At 64.6% G+C, this 23,916-nt stretch carries 20 protein-coding genes and 3 pseudogenes; 11 read left to right on the forward strand and 12 right to left on the reverse strand.

Annotated elements, in window-relative coordinates:
• Nucleotides 1-229: 229 nt before the first annotated feature.
• Nucleotides 230-1,966 carry a proline--tRNA ligase gene (locus tag OKW45_RS15020; RefSeq protein ID WP_429469516.1) on the forward strand — a complete coding sequence of 579 codons (1,737 nt, stop codon included), beginning with the start codon at nt 230-232 and terminating at the stop codon, nt 1,964-1,966.
• Nucleotides 1,967-1,978: 12 nt separating this feature from the next.
• A complete protein-coding gene (locus OKW45_RS15025) occupies nt 1,979-2,578 on the forward strand; it encodes a MarC family protein (protein WP_018421862.1) in 600 nt (199 codons plus the stop codon).
• Between the two features lie 102 nt (nt 2,579-2,680).
• Here the strand turns inward: OKW45_RS15025 and OKW45_RS15030 are convergent, their stop codons facing one another.
• On the reverse strand, nt 2,681-3,232 hold the full coding sequence (locus tag OKW45_RS15030) for a hypoxanthine-guanine phosphoribosyltransferase (protein ID WP_026226044.1): 552 nt from the start codon (nt 3,230-3,232) through the stop codon (nt 2,681-2,683).
• A gap of 157 nt (nt 3,233-3,389) precedes the next feature.
• Nucleotides 3,390-4,757: a signal recognition particle protein gene (ffh, locus tag OKW45_RS15035; RefSeq protein ID WP_429469519.1), complete on the reverse strand. Its 1,368-nt coding sequence runs from the start codon at nt 4,755-4,757 to the stop codon at nt 3,390-3,392.
• An 81-nt stretch (nt 4,758-4,838) separates the two neighbouring features.
• On the opposite strand from ffh, the gene OKW45_RS15040 reads away from it, so the two are divergent.
• From OKW45_RS15040 to OKW45_RS15070, 7 genes are all read left to right on the forward strand, one after another.
• Nucleotides 4,839-5,762 (forward strand): cytochrome C assembly family protein, encoded by a 924-nt coding sequence (locus tag OKW45_RS15040; RefSeq protein ID WP_429469522.1) that lies wholly within the window; start codon nt 4,839-4,841, stop codon nt 5,760-5,762.
• An 8-nt stretch (nt 5,763-5,770) separates the two neighbouring features.
• A complete protein-coding gene (locus OKW45_RS15045; RefSeq protein ID WP_429469525.1) occupies nt 5,771-6,082 on the forward strand; it encodes a PP0621 family protein in 312 nt (103 codons plus the stop codon).
• Entirely contained in the window at nt 6,079-6,675 is a 597-nt protein-coding gene (ampD, locus tag OKW45_RS15050) for a 1,6-anhydro-N-acetylmuramyl-L-alanine amidase AmpD (protein ID WP_018421857.1), read from the forward strand. Before OKW45_RS15045 ends, ampD begins: the two co-directional genes overlap by 4 nt.
• Nucleotides 6,676-7,208: 533 nt before the next feature.
• Nucleotides 7,209-10,229 carry a ribonucleoside-diphosphate reductase subunit alpha gene (locus OKW45_RS15055; RefSeq protein WP_429469528.1) on the forward strand — a complete coding sequence of 1,007 codons (3,021 nt, stop codon included), beginning with the start codon at nt 7,209-7,211 and terminating at the stop codon, nt 10,227-10,229.
• 571 nt (nt 10,230-10,800) lie between these two features.
• The gene (locus tag OKW45_RS15060) at nt 10,801-12,036 is read left to right on the forward strand and encodes a ribonucleotide-diphosphate reductase subunit beta (RefSeq protein ID WP_018421854.1); all 1,236 of its coding nucleotides are present in this window, start codon (nt 10,801-10,803) and stop codon (nt 12,034-12,036) included.
• Between the two features lie 87 nt (nt 12,037-12,123).
• The gene (locus OKW45_RS15065) at nt 12,124-12,441 is read left to right on the forward strand and encodes a hypothetical protein (protein WP_084754174.1); all 318 of its coding nucleotides are present in this window, start codon (nt 12,124-12,126) and stop codon (nt 12,439-12,441) included.
• 29 nt (nt 12,442-12,470) lie between these two features.
• Nucleotides 12,471-13,115, forward strand: coding sequence for a histone H1-like DNA-binding protein (locus OKW45_RS15070; protein ID WP_429469531.1), 645 nt, complete (start codon nt 12,471-12,473; stop codon nt 13,113-13,115).
• A gap of 224 nt (nt 13,116-13,339) precedes the next feature.
• Here OKW45_RS15070 and OKW45_RS15075 read toward each other — a convergent pair.
• The 10 genes and pseudogenes from OKW45_RS15075 to OKW45_RS15120 form a co-directional block, all read right to left on the reverse strand.
• Nucleotides 13,340-13,818: pseudogene (locus OKW45_RS15075) on the reverse strand (outer membrane lipoprotein).
• 25 nt (nt 13,819-13,843) lie between these two features.
• Nucleotides 13,844-14,783: pseudogene (locus tag OKW45_RS15080) on the reverse strand (carbohydrate kinase family protein).
• A 93-nt stretch (nt 14,784-14,876) separates the two neighbouring features.
• Entirely contained in the window at nt 14,877-15,377 is a 501-nt protein-coding gene (gene tpx, locus OKW45_RS15085; RefSeq protein ID WP_018421850.1) for a thiol peroxidase, read from the reverse strand.
• A gap of 72 nt (nt 15,378-15,449) precedes the next feature.
• Nucleotides 15,450-16,832 carry a zinc-ribbon and DUF3426 domain-containing protein gene (locus tag OKW45_RS15090; protein ID WP_429469534.1) on the reverse strand — a complete coding sequence of 461 codons (1,383 nt, stop codon included), beginning with the start codon at nt 16,830-16,832 and terminating at the stop codon, nt 15,450-15,452.
• A gap of 47 nt (nt 16,833-16,879) precedes the next feature.
• The gene (gene prmA / locus OKW45_RS15095) at nt 16,880-17,782 is read right to left on the reverse strand and encodes a 50S ribosomal protein L11 methyltransferase (protein WP_429469537.1); all 903 of its coding nucleotides are present in this window, start codon (nt 17,780-17,782) and stop codon (nt 16,880-16,882) included.
• A 3-nt stretch (nt 17,783-17,785) separates the two neighbouring features.
• Entirely contained in the window at nt 17,786-19,150 is a 1,365-nt protein-coding gene (gene accC, locus OKW45_RS15100; RefSeq protein WP_018421847.1) for an acetyl-CoA carboxylase biotin carboxylase subunit, read from the reverse strand.
• Between the two features lie 116 nt (nt 19,151-19,266).
• The gene (accB, locus tag OKW45_RS15105) at nt 19,267-19,740 is read right to left on the reverse strand and encodes an acetyl-CoA carboxylase biotin carboxyl carrier protein (RefSeq protein ID WP_018421846.1); all 474 of its coding nucleotides are present in this window, start codon (nt 19,738-19,740) and stop codon (nt 19,267-19,269) included.
• A gap of 78 nt (nt 19,741-19,818) precedes the next feature.
• Nucleotides 19,819-20,274, reverse strand: coding sequence for a type II 3-dehydroquinate dehydratase (gene aroQ, locus OKW45_RS15110; protein ID WP_018421845.1), 456 nt, complete (start codon nt 20,272-20,274; stop codon nt 19,819-19,821).
• 207 nt (nt 20,275-20,481) lie between these two features.
• Nucleotides 20,482-21,042 (reverse strand): TlpA family protein disulfide reductase, encoded by a 561-nt coding sequence (locus OKW45_RS15115; protein ID WP_429469540.1) that lies wholly within the window; start codon nt 21,040-21,042, stop codon nt 20,482-20,484.
• Nucleotides 21,043-21,061: 19 nt separating this feature from the next.
• Nucleotides 21,062-21,712, reverse strand: a complete 651-nt coding sequence (locus tag OKW45_RS15120) for a UDP-N-acetylmuramate--alanine ligase (protein WP_429469543.1) — start codon at nt 21,710-21,712, stop codon at nt 21,062-21,064.
• Between the two features lie 137 nt (nt 21,713-21,849).
• Here OKW45_RS15120 and mpl point away from each other — a divergent pair.
• Nucleotides 21,850-23,296 (forward strand): annotated as a pseudogene (gene mpl, locus OKW45_RS15125) (UDP-N-acetylmuramate:L-alanyl-gamma-D-glutamyl-meso-diaminopimelate ligase).
• Nucleotides 23,293-23,907, forward strand: coding sequence for a YqiA/YcfP family alpha/beta fold hydrolase (locus OKW45_RS15130; protein ID WP_018421841.1), 615 nt, complete (start codon nt 23,293-23,295; stop codon nt 23,905-23,907). The pseudogene mpl and the gene OKW45_RS15130 overlap by 4 nt, the downstream one beginning before the upstream one ends.
• Nucleotides 23,908-23,916: the final 9 nt, after the last annotated feature.

A 23,916-nucleotide genomic window follows, 5' to 3' on the forward strand; every position in this document is an offset into this window, starting at 1 on the left:
ATAAGAATGGAGCGATTCGCCGCAACAGGCCCGGGTTTGCGGTAGCCTGTCAGTTTTCCGTGCCTATCCCTTATGAGAGAGGCTTTGCGCGGCGGTTTCGGCGCCGCATAGGGGCAGGGCGCCGCCAGTCGGGCGAACCCTACCGGCTTCGCCGCGGATCTGTGTCGATTTTCCCCATTTCCCCTTTTCTGGCGGTCCTACCGGAAGCCGCCGCTTTTGGACACCTTGAATGAAAGCTTCCCGTTTCTTTATCGGCACTCTCAAAGAAGCGCCCGCCGACGCCGAAATCATCAGCCACAAGCTCATGGTGCGCGCGGGTATGATCCGTCGCGTCGCGGGCGGTATCTATAACTACCTGCCGGTCGGCCTGCGTTCGATCCGCAAGGTGGAAGCGATCGTGCGTGAGGAAATGAACCGGGCAGGCGCCATCGAGCTGTTGATGCCGGCCGTGCAGCCGGCCGAACTGTGGCAGGAATCGGGGCGCTGGGAGAAGTACGGTCCCGAACTGCTGCGCTTCAAGGACCGCAAGCAGGCCGATTTCGTGATGGGCCCGACGCACGAGGAAGTGGTCACCGACATCGCGCGCAACCAGATCAAGAGCTATCGCCAACTGCCGGTCAACTTCTATCAGATCCAGACGAAGTTCCGCGACGAGATCCGTCCGCGTTTCGGCGTGATGCGTGGCCGCGAGTTCATCATGAAAGACGCGTACTCGTTCGACAAGGACGCGGAGGGTCTGCGCGAGTCGTATCGCAAGATGTACGACGCGTACGTGCGCATCTTCACGCGCCTCGGTCTGGACTTCCGCGCGGTGGCGGCCGACAACGGCTCGATTGGCGGCAGCGGCTCGCATGAGTTCCATGTGATCGCCGACACCGGCGAAGACGACATCGCGTATTGCCCGACCTCCGATTTCGCCGCGAACGTCGAGGCAGCCGAAGCGCTACCGCTGATCGCAGAGCGCGCGGCGCCGGAAGAAGAGATGAACAAGACCGCGACGCCCGGCAAGGCGAAGTGCGAGGCGGTTGCCGAACTGCTGAACATTCCGCTCGAACGCACGATCAAGTCGGTCGTGCTCGCCACCGAGAACGAAGGCGCCGAGCCGACGATCTGGCTGCTGATGCTGCGTGGCGACCATGATCTGAACGAGATCAAGGCGGCCAAGCTCCCGGGCCTCGGTAATTTCCGCATGGCGACCGAAGCCGAGATCGTCGAGACGTTCGGCACGCCGCCGGGCTATCTCGGTCCGATCAACACGAAGAAGCCGGTCAAAGTGATCGCGGACCGCACGGTCGCGAACATGAGCGACTTCGTGGTCGGCTCGAACGACGTCGACTATCACACCACCGGCGTGAACTGGGGCCGCGACCTGCCGGAGCCGCTCGTCGCCGACATCCGCAATGTGAAGAAGGGCGATCCGTCGCCGGACGGCAGGGGCGTGCTCGACATCTGCCGCGGCATCGAAGTGGGCCACGTGTTCCAGCTCGGCACCAAGTATTCCGAAGCGATGAACGCGACCTGTCTCGACGAAACCGGAAAGCCTCGGCCGATGCAAATGGGCTGCTACGGCATCGGCGTCACGCGGATTCTCGGCGCCGCGATCGAGCAGAATTTCGACGACAAGGGCATCGTCTGGCCGGAGTCGATTGCGCCGTTCGAAGTCGTGCTGTGCCCGATGGGCTATGACCGCAGCGACGCGGTGCGTGAGCAGGCCGACAAGCTGTACGCGGAACTCGTCGCGGCCGGTATCGACGTGATCCTCGACGATCGCGGCGAGCGGCCGGGCGTGATGTTCGCCGACTGGGAACTGATCGGCGTGCCGCATCGACTGGTGATCGGCGACCGTGGTCTGAAGGACGGCAAGATCGAGTATCAGGGCCGTCGCGAGGCCGAAGCGACGCTGCTGCCGGTCGCGGATGCCGCGCAGACCGTGATCGGCAAAGTGCGCGCGGCGCTGGCGAACTAAGCGGAGCGGGCAGTGGAGTACACCTTCCTGTCCGCGACGGTGCTGCTGATCCTGATCACCGATCCGCTCGGCAACATCCCGATCTTCGTCAGCTGTCTGCGCGGTGTGTCGCCGGAGCGTCGCACGGTCGTGATCCTGCGCGAGGTGGCGATCGCGTTTGCGATCCTGCTGGTGTTCATGATGCTCGGGCAGAGCTTTCTGCGCATGATGAGCCTCAGCGACCAGTCGTTGCGGATCGGCGGCGGCATCGTGCTGTTTCTGATTGCGCTTCGCATGGTGTTTCCGCATCCGGACGGTCCGTTCGGCGGCGACGCGCGCGGCGGCGAGCCGCTGATCGTGCCGCTCGCGATTCCGGCGCTAGCGGGTCCGTCGGCGTTGGCGACGGTTATGCTGCTGACCTCGCAGGCGCCGGGCAAGACGTTCGAGTGGGTCGGCGCGCTGACCGTCACGATGATCATCTGTGCGATCGTGCTGATGCTCGCCGAGCGCATTCAGGCGTGGCTCGGTGAACGGGTGATGGCGGCGTTCGAGCGGCTGATGGGGCTCGTGCTCGTCGCGATTTCAGTCGAGATGATGCTCGGTGGAATCCGCTCTTTCGTGCACAAGCTATGAAGCGCGAGCCGGTGCGCGCATTGCCACCGTCGCAGCCATAAAAAAGCAGCCAGGCAGGCTGCTTTTTTTCGCCGGTAGGGCAGGGCAGGGCGGATGCCCCGCTCACGCTCCCTCGGTCAACGCCCGAATGGTCGGCAGGTTGCGCCAGTAGCCCTTCGCATCCATCCCGCAGCCGAACACGTACCGGTCCGGCACTTCGAAGCCGCAGTAATCGGGGCGCAGCGGTTTCGCCTTCGGAATGATTTTCTCGCACAGCACCGCGGACAGGAAGCGCTTCGCGCCCATCGCGAGGATGCGGTCGCGGATTGCGGCCATCGTCTCGCCTTCGTCGAGGATGTCGTCGAGCACGAGCACCTCGCGATCCTTGACCGACTCGGCCGGCGCGACGCGCCATTGCATCTCGTTGCTGCCCTTCGTCGTATTGCGGTAGCGCGTCAGGTGGATGTAGTCGAACTCGAGCGGGAAATCTAGGTGCGGCAGCAGCATGCCTGTGAATACCGCGGCGCCGCCCATCACCGACAGCACGAGCGGGAAGTCCTCGCTCATCTCGTCGCGGATGGCAGCCGCCATGCGGGCGATCGACGCAGTGACGTCCGAGGCCGAAACTATCTCTTCGGAGTGTCGAAAAATATGGAGGGCTTCTTCGCGGTTCATGACGTCTGACGGACGGTAACTGTATACATAGTGTAGGAGGCAACATCCCGGGGGACATTCCAGCGAGGGACGGCGCAATGCGCTACAGAATAAACCCGCACGATGCCGAAGTCAGCCGCGCCGCACTCGGCGCGAGCGCGCGCCGGTCCCATCAAGCTTAGCGCATGCCGGGCATCATGCCCTTCATGCCACGCATCATCTTCTGCAGGTTGCCGCCCTTGAGCTTCTTCATCATCGAGCGCATCTGTTCGTACTGGTTAAGCATGCGGTTGACCTCCTGCACCTGCACGCCCGCGCCCGCGGCGATGCGGCGCTTGCGGGTCGCCTTGATCAGTTCGGGTTTGGCGCGCTCGGCCGGCGTCATCGAGTTGATGATGCCTTCCATGCGGCGCATCTGCTTCTCGGCCAGACTCATGTCGGCGCCGGCCGCGGCTTGCTGGAACTGCGCGGGCAGCTTGTCCATCAGCGACGACAGGCCGCCCATGCCCTTCATTTGCGTGAGCTGAGCGCGGAAATCGTTGAGGTCGAAGTCGCCGCCTTTCTTGACCTTGTCGGCGAGCTTCTGCGCGGCCTGCACGTCGACGCCGCGCTGCGCTTCCTCCACCAGCGCGAGAATGTCGCCCATGCCGAGAATCCGGCTGGCCATGCGGTCCGGGTGGAACACTTCGAGGCCGTCGAGTTTTTCGGCGACACCCACGAACTTGACCGGTTTGCCCGTCACGTGACGCACCGAAAGCGCCGCGCCACCGCGCGAATCACCGTCGAGCTTGGTCAGCACGACGCCGGTGAGCGGCAGCGCGTCGCTGAACGCCTTTGCGGTGTTGACCGCGTCCTGGCCGAGCATCGCGTCGACGACGAACAGCGTTTCCGCCGGCTTCAGCTCGGCGTGCAGCGCGGTGATTTCGTTCATCATCGCCTCGTCGATACCGAGACGGCCGGCCGTGTCGACGAGCAGCACGTCGTGATAGTGGCGCTTGGCCCAGTCGAGCGCGGCGCGGCCAATATCGACGGGCTTCTGGTTCGGCTCCGACGGGAAGAAGTCCGCGCCGACCTGCTCGGTCACCGTTTTCAACTGCGCGATGGCGGCGGGACGATAGACGTCGCACGAAACGGTCAGCACCTTCTTCTTGTACTTCTCGCGCAGCAGCTTGGCGAGCTTGCCGACCGTGGTCGTTTTACCGGCACCCTGCAGACCCGCCATCAGGATGATCGCGGGCGGCGCGACGGCGAGATTGAGCTCGGAGGCCTTGCCTTCGTAATCGCCGCCGATCACCGCGGTCAGTTCGCGCTGCACGACGCCGACGAGCGCCTGACCTGGCGACAGGCTGGAGATCACTTCCTCGCCGAGCGCCTTCTCCTTGACCTTCGCGATGAACTCGCGCACGACGGGCAGCGCCACGTCGGCCTCGAGCAGTGCGAGACGCACCTCGCGCAGCATTTCCTGGGTGTTCGCCTCGGTGAGCCGGGCTTCGCCGCGCAGCGTCTTGACGACGCGCGCCATCCGTTGAGTCAGATTGTCGAGCATGGGGAGCGATGAACGGTGGGGCCCGCGCAGCGCGCGAAGCGCAAGACGTCGCGGAGCAGGGCCCTAGTGTAAACTTCGAATATGGATATTGTACTGTATGCCCTCACCGCGCTTCTCTACGGCGGTCTTGCCGTGGCCGGCTGGCGCTCGCACCGGCACGTGGCCGTGCGTCCACTGCTCGAGAGCGTGCCGCCGCTGCCCGGTCATGCCGCCAACGCGGGCGCTCTGGTGGCCTCCGGCATGAGCGCACCCGGGCGCGCGCTGCTGTTCGTCGCGCTGCTCGCTCACGGCGTGCTGCTGCATACCACGATCTTCCCGCAGAACGCGATGGTGTTCGGCTTCGCGTTCGCGCTGTCGGCGATGTTCTGGCTCGGCGCCGGCATCTACTGGATCGAGAGTTTCTTTTTCCCGCTCGACGGACTGCGCCTGCTGGTGTTGCCACTCGCGTGCGTCGCGTCGCTGCTGCCGCTCGCGTTCGGCGGCGTGCGCGTGCTGCCGTATGCAGCCGCGCCGATGTTCAAGCTGCACTTCCTGATTGCGAATATCGCGTACGGTCTGTTCGCGATCGCGGCGCTGCACGCGGTGCTGATGCTGGCGGTCGAGCGGCGTCTGCATTCGATGCGCGGTGGTCTCGCGCAAAGGCACGCGGCGGCGGACAATGGCTGGTGGTCGAGTTGGCTCGACGCGCTGCCGCCGCTGCTGACGCTCGAGAAGCTGCTGTTCCGTCTGATCGGCGCCGGCTTCGTGCTGCTCACGCTGACGCTGCTATCGGGCATCCTGTTCAGCGAGCAACTGATCGACCGCGCGTTGCGGCTCGATCACAAGACCGTGTTCGCGATTCTTTCGTGGGTGATGTTCGGCGCGCTGCTGACCGCGCGCAAGGTGTCCGGCTGGCGCGGCCGTGCGGCATTGCGCTGGGTGCTGGCCTCGTTCGTCGCGCTGTTGCTCGCGTACGTCGGCAGCCGTTTTGTTTTCGAGGTGCTGTTGCACCGGCCCGTGGTGTGAGTGTCCCCATGCGACAAATCTTTTTGCTGATTCTGCTGTTCATCGTCGGTCAATGGCTCGTGAAGGCGCTGCGCCGCCACGACGCGCAATCCGCGCAACGCACCGGTGCCGGCGGCGCCAACGCTGCCGGCACTGCGAATGGCGGCGCGCGTTCTTCGAATGGGCAACAGCCGCAGCTTGCCGAGCCGATGATCCGCTGCGTCGAGTGCGGCGTGCACGCACCGCAGAGCGACTCGGTCAGCGTCGCGGGGCAGGCGTTCTGCTGCGCCGCGCACGCGCAGCGCCACGGCGCGCGTCCGAGCGGCCGCGACGCCCGATGAGCGGCGCGTACACCGTCGATGCCGACGGTTGGGTTCCTGCCGCACGCAAGCTCCCCTCGCCAAACTTCGAAGCGCGGCCGCAAGGCGCGCTGCCGACGCTGATCGTCGTTCACAACATCAGCCTGCCGCCGAACGAGTTCGGCGGCACCGCGATTGCCGAGCTGTTCCAGAACGCGCTCGACTGCAACACTCACCCGTACTACGACACGCATCTGCGCGGCGTGCGCGTGTCCGCGCATTTCGTGATTCATCGCGATGGCGCACTCGAGCAGTTCGTGTCTTGCAACGAGCGCGCGTGGCACGCGGGGCCGTCGAATTTTTTCGGCCGCGAGCGCTGCAATGATTTCTCGATCGGCATCGAGCTCGAAGGCAGCGACACCGCCGCCTTCGAAGCGGCGCAATACCGCACGCTCGCCGCGCTCGTCAGAGCACTGAAGGCACGCTATCCGATCGACGCGCTTGCCGGCCACTCCGACATCGCACCCGGTCGCAAGACCGATCCCGGTCCGTATTTCGAGTGGCCGCGACTGCAGCGCGACACGTTGCTCGACGGTCGGTATTTCCCCTATCTCAAGTTTTCCGAAACGCGGTAACCCTCTTCGCACGATCTTGCGTGATCCACCGAGAACGAGGCGCAGCCTGCTTCTCCGGGGAGCTTCTGCGCGCCGCGTGAAGCAAAAGTCAAGACTGCGAGCGCAAATAAAACCTTTTGACCTCTCTCGAAACTCCACTATACTTGGTGCCGACAACTGAGTTTCGCACTATATCTTGTGTTGTGCTGTGAATAACCATGTGCATAACCGAGTGAATGGGAGTGGATAAGTCTGCGGCGTCCCGCTCCCCGAGCATGGCATCGCAAGCATTCCAGACAGCGAAAAAATTCCTGGGGGCGCAGCCGGTAGGGGATCTCCGGCCGCATCCAGAAGCATTCGGAAAGGACCAGCCAGTGATCGCGACCGACCCGATGAAGACCGTCATCAAATCGAACCAGGCTTCCTCGCAGTTGCATCCCGCCAACCGGCGTAGCCGGCCTTCCTGCACCTCATCGCACGCGCACGCGGCGGCGCGGCGTTCGATTTAATCCGCGGCACTCGCCGCAATATTTCCAAGACCAGGAGCTTTGCACATGCAAACCACCGACAACGTGACGACCCGTTACGAGGGCTCACCGACTGGCCAGGCCTTCGGCCAGACCCAAGGCGCGCAGGCGCTCGCGCCGCAAGCGAATTACGCCGACTACAAGGTGATCCGCCGCAACGGCAGCGTGGTGTCGTTCGAGCCGTCGAAAATCGCGATCGCCGTGACAAAGGCGTTCCTCGCCGTCAACGGTGGTCAGGGCGCGGCGTCGGCACGGGTGCGCGAACTGGTCGAGCAACTCACGCAGAACGTGGTGCGCGCGCTGGTGCGCAGCCGTCCGAATGGCGGCACGTTCCATATCGAAGACATTCAGGACCAGGTCGAACTCGCGCTGATGCGCGGCGGCGAACACAACGTCGCGCGTGCTTACGTGCTGTATCGCGAGAAGCGCAACCAGGCGCGCGCGCATGACGCTCATGAAGGTCAGACAGCGGAAGGCGCCAGCACCCCGGGCCTGAACGTGACCGACAACGGCATCACGCGTCCGCTGGACATGGCTGCGCTGCGCGGCATCATCGAGTCCGCGTGCGCGAACCTCGGCGACGCGGTAAGCGCCGAGCCGATCGTCGCGGAAACGGTGAAGAACCTGTACGACGGCGTGCCGATGAGCCAGGTGTACGACTCGGCGATCCTCGCTGCCCGTACGATGATCGAAAAGGACCCGGCCTACAGCCAGGTCACCGCGCGCATCCTCCTGCATACGATCCGCCGCGAGATTCTCGAAGACGAAGTCACGCAAGCCGAGATGGGCGAGCGCTACGCCGAGTACTTCCCGCAGTTCATCAAGCGCGGCGTGCAAGCCGAGCTGCTCGACGACAAGCTGCTGCAGTTCGACCTGAAGCGCCTCGGGGCCGCGCTCGACGCGAACCGCGACCTGCAGTTCGGCTACCTCGGTCTGCAGACGCTGTACGACCGCTACTTCCTGCATCACGACAACGTGCGTATCGAAATGCCCCAGGCATTCTTTATGCGTGTCGCGATGGGTCTGTCGCTGAACGAGATCGACCGCGAAGCGCGCGCGATCGAGTTCTACAACGTGCTGTCGAGTTTCGACTTCATGAGTTCGACGCCGACGCTGTTCAACTCCGGCACGCGCCGCTCGCAGCTGTCGTCTTGCTACCTGACCACGGTCGACGACGACCTCGACGGCATCTACGAAGCGCTGAAGGAAAACGCGCTGCTGTCGAAGTTCGCCGGCGGCCTCGGCAACGACTGGACGCGTGTGCGCGCGCTCGGCTCGCACATCAAGGGCACCAACGGCAAGTCGCAGGGCGTGGTGCCCTTCCTGAAGGTCGTCAACGACACGGCGGTCGCCGTGAACCAGGGCGGCAAGCGCAAGGGCGCGGTGTGCGCGTACCTCGAATCGTGGCACCTCGACATCGAGGAATTCCTCGAGCTGCGCAAGAACACCGGCGACGACCGTCGTCGCACGCACGACATGAACACCGCGAACTGGATTCCCGACCTGTTCATGAAGCGCGTGATGGAAGGCGGCGACTGGACGCTGTTCTCGCCGTCCACCTGCCCGGACCTGCACGACAAGTTCGGCGCCGAGTTCGAAGCGGCTTACACGGCTTACGAAGGCAAGGTCGCGCGCGGCGAGATCAAGCTGTTCAAGAAGATCCCGGCGGCGCAACTGTGGCGCAAGATGCTGGGCATGTTGTTCGAAACCGGCCATCCATGGATCACGTTCAAGGATCCGTGCAACGTGCGCTCGCCGCAGCAGCACGTCGGCGTCGTCCACTCGTCGAACCTGTGCACGGAAATCACGCTGAACACGAGCGACGCCGAAATCGCCGTCTGTAACCTCGGCTCGGTGAACCTCGTCGCGCACCTGAAGGAACAGGCCGACGGCACGCTCGCGCTCGACCACGACAAGCTGAAGCGCACGATCAGCGTCGCGATGCGCATGCTCGACAACGTGATCGACATCAACTACTACGCGGTCGCCAAGGCGCGTAACTCGAACCTGAAGCACCGTCCGGTCGGTCTCGGCATCATGGGCTTCCAGGACTGCCTGCACGTGCTGCGCACGCCGTACGCGTCGCAGGAAGCGGTCGAATTCGCCGATCGCTCGATGGAAGCGGTTTGCTACTACGCGTACTACGCGTCGACGGAACTCGCCGAAGAGCGCGGCCGCTACTCGAGCTACCGCGGTTCGCTGTGGGATCGCGGCATCCTCCCGCAGGATTCGGTGGCGCTGCTCGCCGAAGCGCGCGGCGGTTATGTCGAGGTCGATTCGAGCGAGTCGATGGACTGGCCCGCGCTGCGCTCGCGCATCTCGACCTACGGCATGCGCAACTCGAACTGCGTGGCGATCGCGCCGACCGCGACGATCTCGAACATCATCGGCGTGTCGGCGTGCATCGAGCCGACCTATCAGAACCTGTACGTGAAGTCGAACCTGTCGGGCGAGTTCACGGTGGTCAACGACTACCTGGTGCGCGACCTGAAGGCGCGCGGCCTGTGGGACGAAGTGATGGTCGCCGACCTGAAGTACTTCGACGGCACGCTGTCGCGCATCGACCGCATCCCGGCCGACCTGCGCGCGATCTACGCGACCGCGTTCGAAGTCGATCCGGTGTGGCTCGTCGAGTCGGCCTCGCGGCGTCAGAAGTGGATCGACCAGGCGCAGTCGCTGAACATCTACATGGCGGGCGCATCGGGCAAGAAGCTCGACGAGATCTACAAGCTCGCATGGCTGCGCGGTCTGAAGACGACCTACTACCTGCGCACGATGGCGGCGACGCACGTCGAGAAGTCGACGGTCGCGCACGGCGCGCTGAACGCGGTGAGCTCGGGTCATGACGGCTCGGGTGGTGCAGGCGGCGCGGCAGGCGGCTTCGGCGTGGGCGGTGGCGCGGCTGGCGTGAGCGGTGGCTTCCAGGCAGCGGCGGCGGTTGCAGCGACTGCCGCTGTCGCCGTCGAGGCGGCACCCGAAGCAGATGGTCCGGTCTGCATGATGCGTCCGGGCGATCCTGGCTTCGACGAGTGCGAGGCTTGCCAGTAAAGATTGGCAAGCAGCGGGAGCGATGCTTGCTAACTGCACGCGAGGGTCGTAGATGGTGATCCGCAGGCGGTGAGCGACGCGCCCCGTCGATGAAGTAGAAAGCAAATCGACGAGCGGTGAGCAGTATCGGAGTCTCACCGCTCGTCGATGCAGTGAAGCAACCCAGCCGTTGGCGACACCAGACGATCGCTCGACACGGCATCGCAGCTCGACCGCCAACGCTGACGCAACATGCTCAGCGCGGCTCGTGCGGCATCGATCAATCCATCGATCAGTCCATTGATCAGTCGGCGGATGCCGTGAACGCACTGCGCAATACATATAGATAGAGCAACGAAACGTCGTGTCGAAACGTTGCTCTTCGAGTTCGCGAAGGACCTCGGCAACACATGTTCAACACGCGTTCATCGCGCGTCACTCGATGCGTCACTGGATGGGTCACACGCATCATGTCGAACAAAGTGTTGTATGAACGTAGCAACGCGAATCGAAAACAGGAATTTTCGCGAGTGAGCTCTTTTATCGCTCGTGAAAAGATGGTACAAACCGTTCTAAATTGATGGTGACATTTATGCTCAACTGGGATGACGAGATCACTGCCGTAACTCCCTCGAGCGCGACGCAACCGAACGTGTTGCGCAACGCTGCGGGGTCGGCTGTGGGTTCGCAAATCGGAACGCGTTCCGCTTCGCATGCTCCCTTCGCTCAAGAAGTCTTCGCGAACGACATCGCTGTCGCTCCCGTCGCTCATGTTGGCAATGCGGCTGGCAACGCGGCGGCCGCTTCCGAAGCGCGCGTCAATGTTGCCGACAAGCGCATCATCAACGGCCAGACCGACGTCAATCAGCTGGTGCCGTTCAAGTACAAGTGGGCCTGGGAAAAGTATCTGGCGGGTTGCGCCAACCACTGGATGCCGCAGGAAGTGAACATGTCGCGCGACATCGCCCTGTGGAAAGACCCGAACGGGCTGACCGAAGACGAGCGCCGCGTCGTCAAGCGCAACCTCGGCTTCTTCGTGACGGCAGATTCCCTCGCCGCCAACAACATCGTGCTGGGCACCTACCGCCACATCACGGCGCCCGAATGCCGCCAGTTCCTGCTGCGCCAGGCGTTCGAAGAGGCGATCCACACGCACGCTTACCAGTACATCGTCGAGTCGCTCGGTCTCGACGAGGGCGAAATCTTCAACGCGTATCACGAGGTTCCGTCGATCCGCGCGAAAGACGAATTCCTGATTCCGTACATCCACGTGCTAACCGACCCGGCCTTCAAGACCGGTACGCTCGAAGCAGACCAGACGCTGCTGCGCTCGCTGATCGTGTTCGCCTGTGTGATGGAAGGCCTGTTCTTCTACGTCGGCTTTACGCAAATCCTGGCGCTCGGCCGCCAGAACAAGATGACCGGCGCGGCGGAACAGTACCAGTACATCCTGCGCGACGAGTCGATGCACTGCAACTTCGGCATCGATCTGATCAACCAGATCAAACTGGAAAACCCGCACCTGTGGACAGCTGAGTTCCGCGCCGAAATTCGCGCGATCTTCCAGCAGGCGGTCGAGCTCGAATACCGCTACGCCGAAGATACGATGCCGCGTGGCGTGCTCGGCCTCAACGCGTCGATGTTCAAGAGCTATCTGCGCTTCATCTGCAACCGCCGTTGCCAGCAGATCGGTCTCGATCCGCTCTACCCGAACGAGGAAAACCCGTTCCCGTGGATGAGCGAGATGATCGATCTGAAGAAGGAACGCAATTTCTTCGAGACGCGAGTGATCGAATATCAGACTGGCGGTGCGCTTTCCTGGGAGTAAGCCGGGATTCGTATCGCGGATGTATTCATTGATGGGGATGCCGCCGCCTGTGGCCGCGGCGCCCCGGGTTAGGAGCAGAACGGCCTGATGCAAAGCGTGCCCGGTGCCTTGACGGCCCACAAACATGACAGGCACTTTGCGGACCCTTCAGTGGGATGGGCAAACTTCCCCCCGGAAAAAGCCGCTGGCGTCGTCGCCGGCGGCCCGATCAAGCAATTGCCGGCGTCGCCTTGCGACGCCGACCAGATTTGGCGCGCGGTGCCTTCGGGCACGGCGCGCCTTACCGCATTCATTAGCGTAAGCGCGCCGCATCTGCGTACGCCGATGAATAGCCCGCTTCGTAGCGCGCGCCCTGAGAAGCGTCCGCGGGAAGCGGGTTTTGACGAAGGGTGTAGTTTGAACTGACCTCATCTGAAAACCTGAAGGAGAAAATGATGGCAACTGCAAAGAAAGCCGCGGCCAAGAAGCCCGCAGCAAAGAAGACCGCAGCCAAGAAGGCTGCTGCTCCGGCTAAGAAGGCTGCTCCGGCCAAGAAGGTCGCCGCGAAGAAGGTCGCAGTGAAGAAGGTCGCCGCGAAGAAGGTTGCAGCGAAGAAGGTTGCGGCGAAGAAGGCCGCACCGGCGAAGAAAGCCGCAGTGAAGAAGGTCGCGGCGAAGAAGGTTGCAGCCAAGAAGGTCGCGGCGAAGAAGGCAGCACCGGCGAAGAAAGCCGCGGTGAAGAAGGTCGCAGCGAAGAAGGTCGCAGCGAAGAAGGCCGCAGCGAAGAAGGCCGCACCGGCGAAGAAGGCCGCAGCGAAGAAGGCAGCACCGGCGAAGAAGGTCGCGGCGAAGAAGGCCGCTGCCAAGAAGGCGGCGCCTGCCAAAAAGGCTGCAGCCAAGAAAGCTGCACCTGCCAAGAAGGCTGCCGCGAAGAAGGCCGCTGCGCCTGCGAAGAAGGCTGCCCCTGCGAAGAAGGCTGTCGCCAAGAAGGCCGCGCCTGCTCCCGCTGCGCCTGCTGTCTCAAGCGCACCGGCGGCGACGGTGAAGACCGCGCTGAACCCGGCAGCGGCATGGCCGTTCCCGACGGGCAGCCGTCCGTAAGCGGTAGCATTAGGTCGACACATCGTACGATGTGTCGGATGACCGGGTCGTGCTCGATGTCTTGCGAGCGCCGCCCGGTCAATGACCCGTTACCGGTGTGCCGGTGGCGGGTTTTTTTTGCCCGTCGTCCCGAAAAGAAAAAACACGCATGGACCCGTGAGGACCCATGCGTGTGAAGTCGTCGTCGCGGCGCTGAACTACGCGCCGCCGCGCGGGAGGTGCGCTTAGTGTGTGATGCGCGTCACGCCGCCGCTCGACAGCAGCCCCTCACGCGATCGCCGGCGCGGAAGATTTCGCCGGTAGCAGTTTGGGTGACGGCGCGCATGTCGCCGTTGTCGAGACGCACGGTGATTTCGATACCGTCGCGCATGGCGACGCGGTTTTCGATTGCATTGCCGGCGACCGCACCGCCGATGCCGCCGACGATACCCGTCGCGACCGAGCCACGTCCGCCGCCGATCGTGCTGCCGGCGAGCGCGCCGAGCGCCGCGCCACCGAGTGCGCCGATGCCGATCGGCTGACCGTCGTTCGTGCTGATCCGCACCGCGCGCACGCTCTCCACCGTGGCCATGCGAACCGTCTGTTCACGCTGCGCCTGCGAGGCGGTGAAAACGTCGGGAGAGCTGCTGTTGACCGCACACCCCGACATGGCCAGCGAACCGGCGATCAAGGTGACGACGATCAGGCGACTCGATGTTCTCATTCCCAAACTCCCATAGCACGCGATATCAGTGCAGGTCGTATCCGAAGGCCTGCTTGAACCGCTCGTTGATTTCCGCCCGGCTGGGCGCGTAGTTTTGCGGGCCTTGATGCTCGATCTTCAGTGCGCCCATCAGGCTGGCGAGACGGCCGGTCGTGGCCCAGCCGAGACCCTTCTCGATACCGTAGAGCAAGCCGCCGCGAAACGCGTCGCCGCAGCCGGTGGGATCGAGCACCTGCCTGGCCGTGACCGCCGGAATCTCTTCGATACCGCCGCCGTGATGGATCTGCGCACCCTTCTCGCCGAGCGTGATGATCAGCGCGTCGACCTTGCCGGCGATCTGTTCGATCGACCAGCCGGTCTTGTTGCTCACCAGCGCGGCTTCGTAGTCGTTGACCGCTACATAGGTAGCAAGTTCAATGATGCGCCGCAGCGTCTCGCCGTCGAACAGCGGCAAGCCCTGGCCCGGATCGAAGATGAACGGCACGCCTGCGGCGGCAAGCTGTTCGGAGTGCTGGACCATGCCGTCATAGCCGTCCGGCGCGACGATGCCGAGCGTCAGGCCCCTCCACTTCGTCGGCGCGGTTCTGATGCGACTGCATCATCGCGCCCGGATGGAAAGCGGTGATCTGGTTGTTCTCGAGGTCGGTCGTGATCATCGCCTGAGCCGAGTAGGTGCCGGGCACGACGAGCACGTTTTCCGTCGACAGGCCGAGCTGCGCGAGCCGGTCCAGATAGAGCTGCGCGTCGACGGCGCCGATCGCGCCCATGATGCGCGCGTCGCCGCCGAGCAGATTCAGCGCATAGGCGATGTTGCCCGCGCAGCCGCCGAACTCGCGACGCATGGTCGGCACGAGAAAGCTTATGTTCAGGATGTGGACCTGCTCCGGCAGGATGTGCTCCCGAAAGCGGCCTTCGAAGGTCATGATGTTGTCGTACGCGAGCGAGCCGCAGATGAGCGTAGCCAAGGCGAGCGTTCCTGTATGAAAGCGTTGGGAAGAGACGCGCCGCGCCGAGGGCGCCGCGCGAGGCGCGGCGCCGTCGTTCGCGCGCGAGAGGGCTTACTTCAGCGCGGCGAGCGCTGCGTCGTAGTTCGGCTCGTTCTTGATCTCGCCGACCAGCTCGGCGTGCACGACCTTGTCGTTTTCGTCGAGCACGACGACCGCGCGCGCGGTCAGGCCTGCCAGCGGACCGCTCGTCACGTCGACGCCGTACGCTTGCGCGAACTCATGGCCGCGGAACGTCGACGCGGTCACCACGTTCTCGATGCCCTCGGTCGTGCAGAAGCGCGACGCCGCGAACGGCAGGTCGCCCGACACGACGATGACGGCCGTGTTGCTGAGCTTCGCGGCGGCTTCGTTGAACTTGCGCGTCGACGTCGCGCAAGTCGGCGTGTCGAGACTCGGGACGATGTTGAGCACCTTGCGCTTGCCGGCGAAGTCGGCGAGCGTCAGCGGCTTCAGGTCTCGGCCGATCAGCGAGAATGCGGCGGCCTGCTGGCCGACCGACGGGAACGTGCCGCTTACTTCGATCGGGTTGCCACCCAGCGTGACTTGACTCATGTGTTGTGCTCCGAAAAGGGCGTCAGTGATGACAATGATGCGCCCGCTCGGGAGCGGGCGCGCGAGGGTGCGTTACGGATAAAAAATCTGTACGCGGAAATTGGAGGCGATCGCGGTGCCGGTGTCGAGGTGCACGATCATCGTCTGCGTCGCGTGCGCGGGCAGGCCGGACGCGATCACGGTGCCGGGCGGCACGTAATCCTGCGGCCACAGCACGCGCCGCACGGCGACGTTGTTCTGATCGTCGAGCAGCGTGAGTTCGATCGCGGGGTAGGCGAGCGCGATGTTCAGGCGGTTGTGCAGCGGCATCTTAAGCTCGAGCTTGTGCGGGCCGTCGATCTGCCGCAGATCGGAGGGCTCGACCAGCAGGCCTTCGAGGTCGTGCGGCGGCGTCAGCTGACAGCCGAGATGCGCGCAGGCCTGCGCGTACAGGATCTGCGAGCGCGGCAGGTTGACCATCACGGTCTCGCGTTGCCACCACGCGAGTTGCGCGAGCAGCGCAATGACGAGCAGCGCGGCAAGCACCACACCGGCGACGATCCAGCCGACGCGTCCGGCGTCCACTGGGCGGGTTTCGCGCACGACCGGGAACGGATCGTCGCCATCGCCGACGGGAGGATTGACCGAGAACGGCTCGCCGTTCGATGGGGCGGCCGACGGACCGCCCGGCGGGCGCGGGCCGCCGGGACCGCCGGCGCCCGAGGCACCTGCGGCACCCATGCCTGCGGCGGCGCCGAAGCCGGCCACGCCCCCACCGACCGGGCCGAAGCGCGGCTCGTTGTCGGGCATGCCATGCAGACTTGCTGGTTCGCGCAGCGCCGGTTCATCGAGCGTGGACGGCTCGGGGCGTTCGATCTTGTGCCAGACGCGCGGCGCTTCGTCTTCGACTCGCGGTGGTGGAGCAGGCGCGGTGGGCGGGACGATAGGCGGTTCATCGACCGCGTTGTCGGCAGGATAGGCGAAGGGTTCGAGCGGCGCGTCGGCCAGCGTCGGCTCATCGTTCGCGGGTAGCGGTGCCGTGAAAGCGCCGGCGCGCAATTCCGGTTCGGTCGCCTGGCGAGGAGTGCCCGATGTGACGGGTGCGTGCTCGTTGCCGCCAGGCGGCAGCGGCGCGAGCGGCACGCTGCTTGCGCGGTCGCGCAAACGGCTATCGAGCGTGCTGCGTGAAATGCTGGTGGAGTCTTGTTCCGAAGCCGGCGCCCATGGGTCCCACGCGTCGCCGCTGAAGTCCGGGTTGGGTTGCCGCACACCCGACAGCGCTTCGATTGCCGCCGCGGCGGCAACCGGTTTGGCCGTGGAAAAATCGCCGCCTTCGGAGACGTCGAACAGACTGCTCGACGCGTCGAAGACTTCCTGGCAATGCCCGCACCGCACGAGGCCGCGGCGCTGCGCAAGCTGCGCCGGTTGCAGACGGAAGACAGTTTCGCAGAAGGGGCAACGCGTCGCCAGGTGCATATCGAGCCGTGGAGCCTGAGGCCGTTAGGTTGACAATACGCCTTATTCTAATGGCTTTCGCGGCGCGTTCCGGCGAGGCACACCCAACCTTCATGTTCGCGCCACACGCTGATATCGATCCAGCGCGCGTAGACCTGCGCGACTTCCTCGGCCTGGCGCGCGAGAATGCCCGACAGCGCGATGTGGCCACCCGGCTTCACCTTCAACGACAGCATCGACGCCATCAGCTTGAGCGGATTGGAGAGAATGTTCGCGACTATGACGTCGAACTCGCCGGCCGGACAGGCATCGGGCAGGCCATAGGTGACTTCGGCGTGATTGCGTTCGCTATTGTGACGCGCCGATTCGACCGCCTGCGGATCGATATCGATGCCGATCACCGGATCGGCGCCGCACTTCTTCGCGAGAATCGCGAGGATGCCCGAGCCGCAGCCGTAGTCGAGCACGGACTGGCCGGGCTTGATCGACTGCTCGATCCACTCCATGCACAGACGCGTGGTGGGGTGGCTGCCGGTGCCGAAGGCGAGGCCCGGATCGAGTTCGAGCACGAGCGCGTCGGGATCCGGCGCATCGTGCCACGACGGCACGACCCAGATGCGCTCGCCGATCTGGATCGGATCGAACTGCGACTGCGTGAGCCGCACCCAGTCCTGCTCCTCGACCTCGCGCACGCTATATGCCGGCGCGGCATCGAGTCCGATCTCGTTGGCCGCGGCGGTTAGCAGCACGGCCGGATCGTGTTCCGGCGCGAGCAGCGCGATCACACGCGAATGCTGCCATGCCGTGCGATCCGGCGTGAGACCGGGCTCGCCGAACAGCGGCTGCTCGTCGGGCGTGTCGGCGTCGGCGTCTTCGACCGACACCGACAGCGCGCCCAGCTCGAGCAGCGCGTCGGACAACTCCTCCGCGTGCTCGCGCGCCAGTTCGGCAACCAGTTCCCGATAGCTCATGACTTACGCTTCTTCCGCGACCTGCTGACGCGCGGCCAGCCGGTTTTCGAGGTAGTGGATGCTGGTGCCGCCTTCGACGAACTTCGCATCGAGCATCAGCTCACGGTGCAGCGGGATGTTGGTCTGAATACCTTCGACCACCATTTCCGACAGCGCGATGCGCATCCGCATGATCGCCTGTTCGCGCGTGGCGCCGTAAGCGATCAGCTTGCCGATCATCGAGTCGTAGTTCGGCGGCACGAAATAACCATTGTAGGCGTGCGAATCGACGCGGATGCCGGGACCGCCCGGCATATGCCACGAGGTCAGGCGTCCCGGTGACGGCGTGAACTTGAACGGATCTTCGGCATTGATCCGGCATTCGATCGCATGGCCGCGGAACTGGATGTCGCGCTGACGGAACGTGAGCTTCTCGCCGGCCGCGATGCGGATCTGTTCCTGCACGATGTCGACACCGGTGATCAGTTCGGTCACCGGATGCTCGACCTGCACGCGTGTGTTCATCTCGATGAAGTAGAACTCGCCGTTTTCATACAGGAACTCGAAGGTGCCCGCGCCGAGATAGCCCATCTTCTTGCACGCGTCCGCGCAACGATCGCCGATGCGGTCGATCAGACGACGCGCGATGCCCGGCGCCGGCGCTTCCTCGATCACCTTCTGGTGACGGCGCTGCATCGAGCAGTCCCGCTCGCCGAGCCACACGGCGTTCTTGAACGAGTCGGCCAGCACCTGGATTTCGATGTGCCGCGGGTTCTCGAGGAATTTCTCCATGTAGACCTGCGGGTTGCCGAACGCGCGGCCGGCTTCCTCGCGGGTCATGTTGACCGCGTTCACGAGCGCCGCTTCCGTGTGGACTACGCGCATGCCACGGCCACCGCCGCCGCCCGCCGCCTTGATGATGACCGGATAGCCGACCTGGCGGGCGATCTTCACGATTTCTTTCGGATCGTCCGGCAACGCGCCTTCCGAACCCGGCACGCAAGGCACGCCGGCCTTGATCATGGTCTGCTTGGCCGTGACCTTGTCACCCATCATGCGGATCGTTTCCGGACGCGGGCCGATGAAGGTAAAGCCGGACTGCTCGACGCGCTCGGCGAAGTCGGCGTTCTCCGACAGGAAGCCGTAGCCGGGGTGGATCGCTTCGGCGTCGGTGACTTCGGCCGCGCTGATCAGCGCGGGCATGTTCAGATAGCTCAGATTCGACGGTGCCGGGCCGATGCAGACCGCCTCGTCGGCGAGCTTCACGTACTTGGCTTCCTTGTCGGCTTCCGAATAGACGACGACCGTCTTGACGCCGAGCTCGCGGCAGGCGCGCTGGATTCGAAGCGCGATCTCGCCACGATTGGCAATGAGGATTTTTTCAAACATAGCGGGTTTTCGACTCATCAATGGGCGCCGGGTCGGTCACGACGCCGGCTGCCGCAGAGGATCGGTCGCGCGCCTGGGGATGAGCGGCGCGCGGGCGGCGGATAGCGCGTGCCGCGTTAGCCGACCACGAAAAGCGGTTGGCCGTACTCGACCGCCTGGCCGTTTTCGACGAGGATTTCCTTGACCACGCCGGACTTGTCCGACTCGATCTCGTTGAGCAGCTTCATCGCTTCGATGATGCAGATGGTCTGGCCTTCCTTGACTGTGTCGCCGACCTGCACGAACGGATCGGCGCCCGGCGACGGCGCGCGGTAGAACGTGCCAACCATCGGCGAGGTGACAACGTGACCCTGCGGTGCTGCGGCGGCCGGCGTGGCCGGAGCGCCCGCGGGGGCTGCCGGTGCTTCGACAGCGCCGAACGGTGCCGGCTGTGCGAATTGCGGCGCGGCGTATGAGGCGGACGGCTGGACGTAAACAGGCGGCGCATTCTTGACGATGCGGACCTTGCCTTCGCCCTCGGTCACTTCGAGTTCGGAAATACCGGACTCCGAGACGAGGTCGATCAGAGTTTTGAGTTTACGTAGATCCATCAGGTTGCCCCTTTCAATGCGTAGTGTGCCGGCGTGTGCAAAGTCGCAGTAGCCGGCTCAAATTGGACGTGTTTGGATTCAGCCGCGCGACGACCCGGCCGCGAGCCGGTCGAGCGCGAATTCGAGCGCGTACAGATAGCCCTTCCAGCCGAGGCCGCAGATGACGCCCTCAGCCTGGTCGGAGAAATACGAGTGATGCCGGAACGGTTCGCGGCGATGCACGTTCGACAGATGAATCTCGACGAACGGGATGCCGACCCCCGCCAGTGCGTCGCGAATGGCCACGCTCGTGTGCGTGTACGCGGCGGGATTGATCAGGATGAAATCGGTGTTCTCGGTGCGGGCGGCCTGAATGCGGTCGACCAGCGCGCCTTCGTGATTGCTCTGGAATGACGCGAGCTCGACGCCTGTGTCGGCTGCGCGGTCCGCGAGCGCCTGATCGATCTGCGGCAGGGTCACGCGACCGTAGACCTCGGGTTCCCGGGTGCCGAGAAGATTGAGGTTGGGCCCGTGCAGTACCAGCAGTCGCGTCATGGTCGCTTCTTTTTCCGTGGAATTGCGCGCACTTTAGCGCTGATTAGAGAAACTTGTCTAGTTTCGCGCGCGTACGCGGCGACGGCCGGCGCGGGCCGCGGCGCAGCGTTGGGTCCAACTTCACTCAAATTCGGGGATTATCCGCGCATTTTTGCTCGTTCTGCACGGAATCGCATGCCAAAAAGCGCAGCGTGGGAAATGGGAGATTTACAGCGCGTCGAGCGTCTGGCGCAGCGCTGTCGGGTCGATCTGGCCCAATTTTGTCGAGCGGATGTTGCCTTTTGCGTCGATCACGACGGTAAACGGCAAACCGCCCGCATTGTTGCCGAACGCGCGCGCGAGGTCGGCGCCGCCGAAGCCGGTCACGTAGATGGGGTACGCGACCTTGACCTTCTGCAGGAAGGACTGGATGTTCTTTTCCGAGTCGACGCCGAGGCCGACGAACTGGATGCCTTTCTTCGCGTACTCGCGCTGGATCTGCGACAGCGCCGGCATTTCCTCGACGCACGGAGCGCACCACGACGCCCAGAAGTTAACGACGATCGGGTGGCCCTTGAGCAGGCTCAGCGACTGCGGCTTGCCGTCGACGTTCGTGACCGGCGCAGTCCACAGTTGCTGCACAGGACTCGCATGGGCGTCAGGCTGTGAGCCGGCCTGCGCCGCGTACGCGACGTCGGTATCGCGATTGAGCCAGTGATTGGCCACCACGCCGCCGCCCGCGGCAATCAGCGCGACGACCGCGCCCGCCAGCATACGTCTCGTGTTCATCGTGCTCCGGTCTGTCTGATCAATTGGTGAAGGACGGCACTTCGTCGCCGTCGAGCAGCGCCTGCACCGCCGGCAAATTGGCCCGCGCCGTGCGGCCGCGCGCGTCGGCGCGTACCGCTCCACGCAGGTCGTCGGTTTCGTACAGCGCGACGTGGATGCCGACCGGCTCGGCGTTGCGCTCGTTGGCGGGGCGCCACAGAAAGCTCAGCGTTTCAACGTAGCCACGGCCCGCGAAATGGCGCGTTTCCGACACGTCGTACTGGATGTTCGCGTTGAGCATGTAGATCGCGACTTCCTTCGGGTTGTCGCAAAACACCTGCAGATGCACATCCGAATGCTCGCCGGCCGTGCCGCCAAGCACCGCGCCCGTTAGGTACGGATTGAAGGGCGCGAGCCGCTCCATCCAGTCGACCGCGATCATACGCAGCCGCCGCAGCAGCGCCGGCTGGCTGTCGCCCTGGAACAGCGACTGATATTCGCGGATTTCTTCTTCGATCTGATCGTTATCCGGCAGCCATTCGCCGGCAACACGGGTTTCGCCGACGACCTGCCGGGCCGCCTTGCGCTTCGCGCTGGCGTAGTCCAGACCGTCTTCGGCAATCAGGCGTGCAGCCGCGATCGCGATTTCCTCGCGCACGCGCTGTGGATCGAAATGTGATTTGCGGACCATGCTTGCATGATACTCGATCGGGCCTGGCGACGCGGTTCGGCGGCCGGGACGGGCCGCCGCCAGGCGTGGCCCCCAGGGGCAGCGCGCGTCGCGTCGGTTACAATAGGCGTCCTTTACAGACGGTCGTTCCGACCGTCCTGTGGCTCTCTCATCCCTCGCAAGAAACGCCCCCGCGGCACGACAGGCTTATGCATATCCACATCCTCGGCATCTGCGGCACCTTCATGGGCGGACTCGCGGTGCTCGCGCGCAATGCGGGCCACACGGTGACCGGCTGCGACGCCGGCGTCTATCCGCCGATGAGCTCGCAGCTCGAGGCGCAAGGCATCGGTCTGATCGAGGGTTATGACGCGGACCAACTGAACGGCCTGAACGCGGATCTATTCGTGATCGGCAACGTGGTCACGCGCGGCAACCCGCTGATGGAAGCGATTCTGGACCGCGGCCTGCCATACGTGTCCGGTCCGCAGTGGCTCGGCGAGCACGTGCTGAACGGCAAATGGGTGCTGGCCGTGGCCGGCACGCACGGCAAGACCACCACGAGCTCGATGCTGACCTGGCTGCTCGAAGACGCGGGCCTGAACCCCGGCTTCCTGATCGGCGGTGTGCCGCTCAATTTCGGCGTGTCGGCGCGGCTCACCGATTCGAGCTTCTTCGTGATCGAAGCCGACGAATACGACACCGCATTCTTCGATAAACGCTCGAAGTTCGTCCATTACCGCCCGAAAACGGCGGTGCTGAACAATCTCGAATTCGATCACGCCGACATCTTCCCTGATCTTGCCGCGATCGAAACGCAGTTCCATCATCTGATCCGCACGGTGCCGCGCTTGGGCCGCGTCGTCACGAACGGCCGCGAGGACGCGCTCGAGCGCGTACTGACGCGCGGCTGCTGGAGCGAGGTCGAGCGCTTCGGCGTCCAGGGCGGCTGGGAGATCCAGGCGGCGGAGCAAGGCGTGCCCGTCGACGAACGCTTCGCCGTCTATCACAGCGGCGAGCGCGTCGGCGTGGTCGACTGGCAGGTGCAGGGCGAGCATAACCGCATGAACGCGCTCGCCGCGATCGCCGCCGCGCGCCATGTCGGCGTGCCGCCCGCGCAGGCCGCGAAGTCGCTGTCCGGCTTTCGCAACGTGAAGCGCCGCATGGAAGTGCGTGGCAGCGTCGACGTGTGTGACCGTGTACGACGACTTCGCGCATCACCCCACCGCGATCGAGACGACGGTGGCCGGCCTGCGCGCGCGGGTCGGCCGCGACAACACGCGAATCCTTGCGGTGCTGGAACCGCGCTCGAATACGATGAAGCTCGGCGTGATGAAAGCGCAACTGCCGGCGAGCCTCGCCGACGCCGACCTCGTGTTCGGCTACGGCGCGCCGAGCGGGCGCGACGCGCTCGGCTGGAACCTCGGCGAAGCGCTCGCGCCGCTCGACGGCAAGGCGCAGGCGTTCGACAACCTCGAGGCGCTCGTGAAAGCGGTGGTCCACGCGGCGCGCCCCGGCGACCAGATTCTGGTGATGAGCAACGGCGGCTTCGGCGGCGTGCATCAGAAGCTGCTCGACGGTCTTTCGACGCGAGGCGCGTCGTGATTCTGTATCTGCACGGTTTCCGTTCGTCGCCGAATTCGTTCAAGGCGCGCCTGCTCGCGGCGCGTCTCGCCGAGCTGGGCCGCGCCGACGAGTGGTGCTGCCCGATGCTGCCGGTTTCGCCGTTCGAAACCGTGGCGCTCGCCGAATCGCTGGTCGCCGACGCATGCGCGAAGGGCGATGCGCGGCAGGTGACCGTGATCGGCAGTTCGCTCGGCGGCTACTTCGCTACCCATCTGGCCGAGAAGCACGGCTGGCCGGCCGTGCTGCTGAACCCGGCGGTCGTGCCGCAGCGCGACCTGAGCGCGTATCTCGGCGAGCAGCCGTTGTGGCACGGTGGCGGCAGCATCGTCGTCGAGCGGCATCATCTGGATGAGTTGCGCGCGCTCGGCGTGGCGTCGATCACGCGGCCCGAACGCTATTATTTGATGGCAGCCACCGGCGACGAAGTGCTCGACTACCGCGAAATGCTCGCGCACTATCCGGGCACGCGCACCACGCTGATCGAGGGCAGCGACCATGCGATCAGCGAGTTCGCGCAGTATCTCGACGACGTGCTGGCCTTTTGTGACGCCGAACATGTCGAGCCGCCGGCGCCGCGCGCGGCGGCCTGACGGCACGCA

Origin of the sequence: Paraburkholderia lebeckiae (assembly GCF_050436225.1) — a bacterium.
Taxonomy (GTDB): Bacteria; Pseudomonadota; Gammaproteobacteria; order Burkholderiales; family Burkholderiaceae; genus Paraburkholderia; species Paraburkholderia tuberum.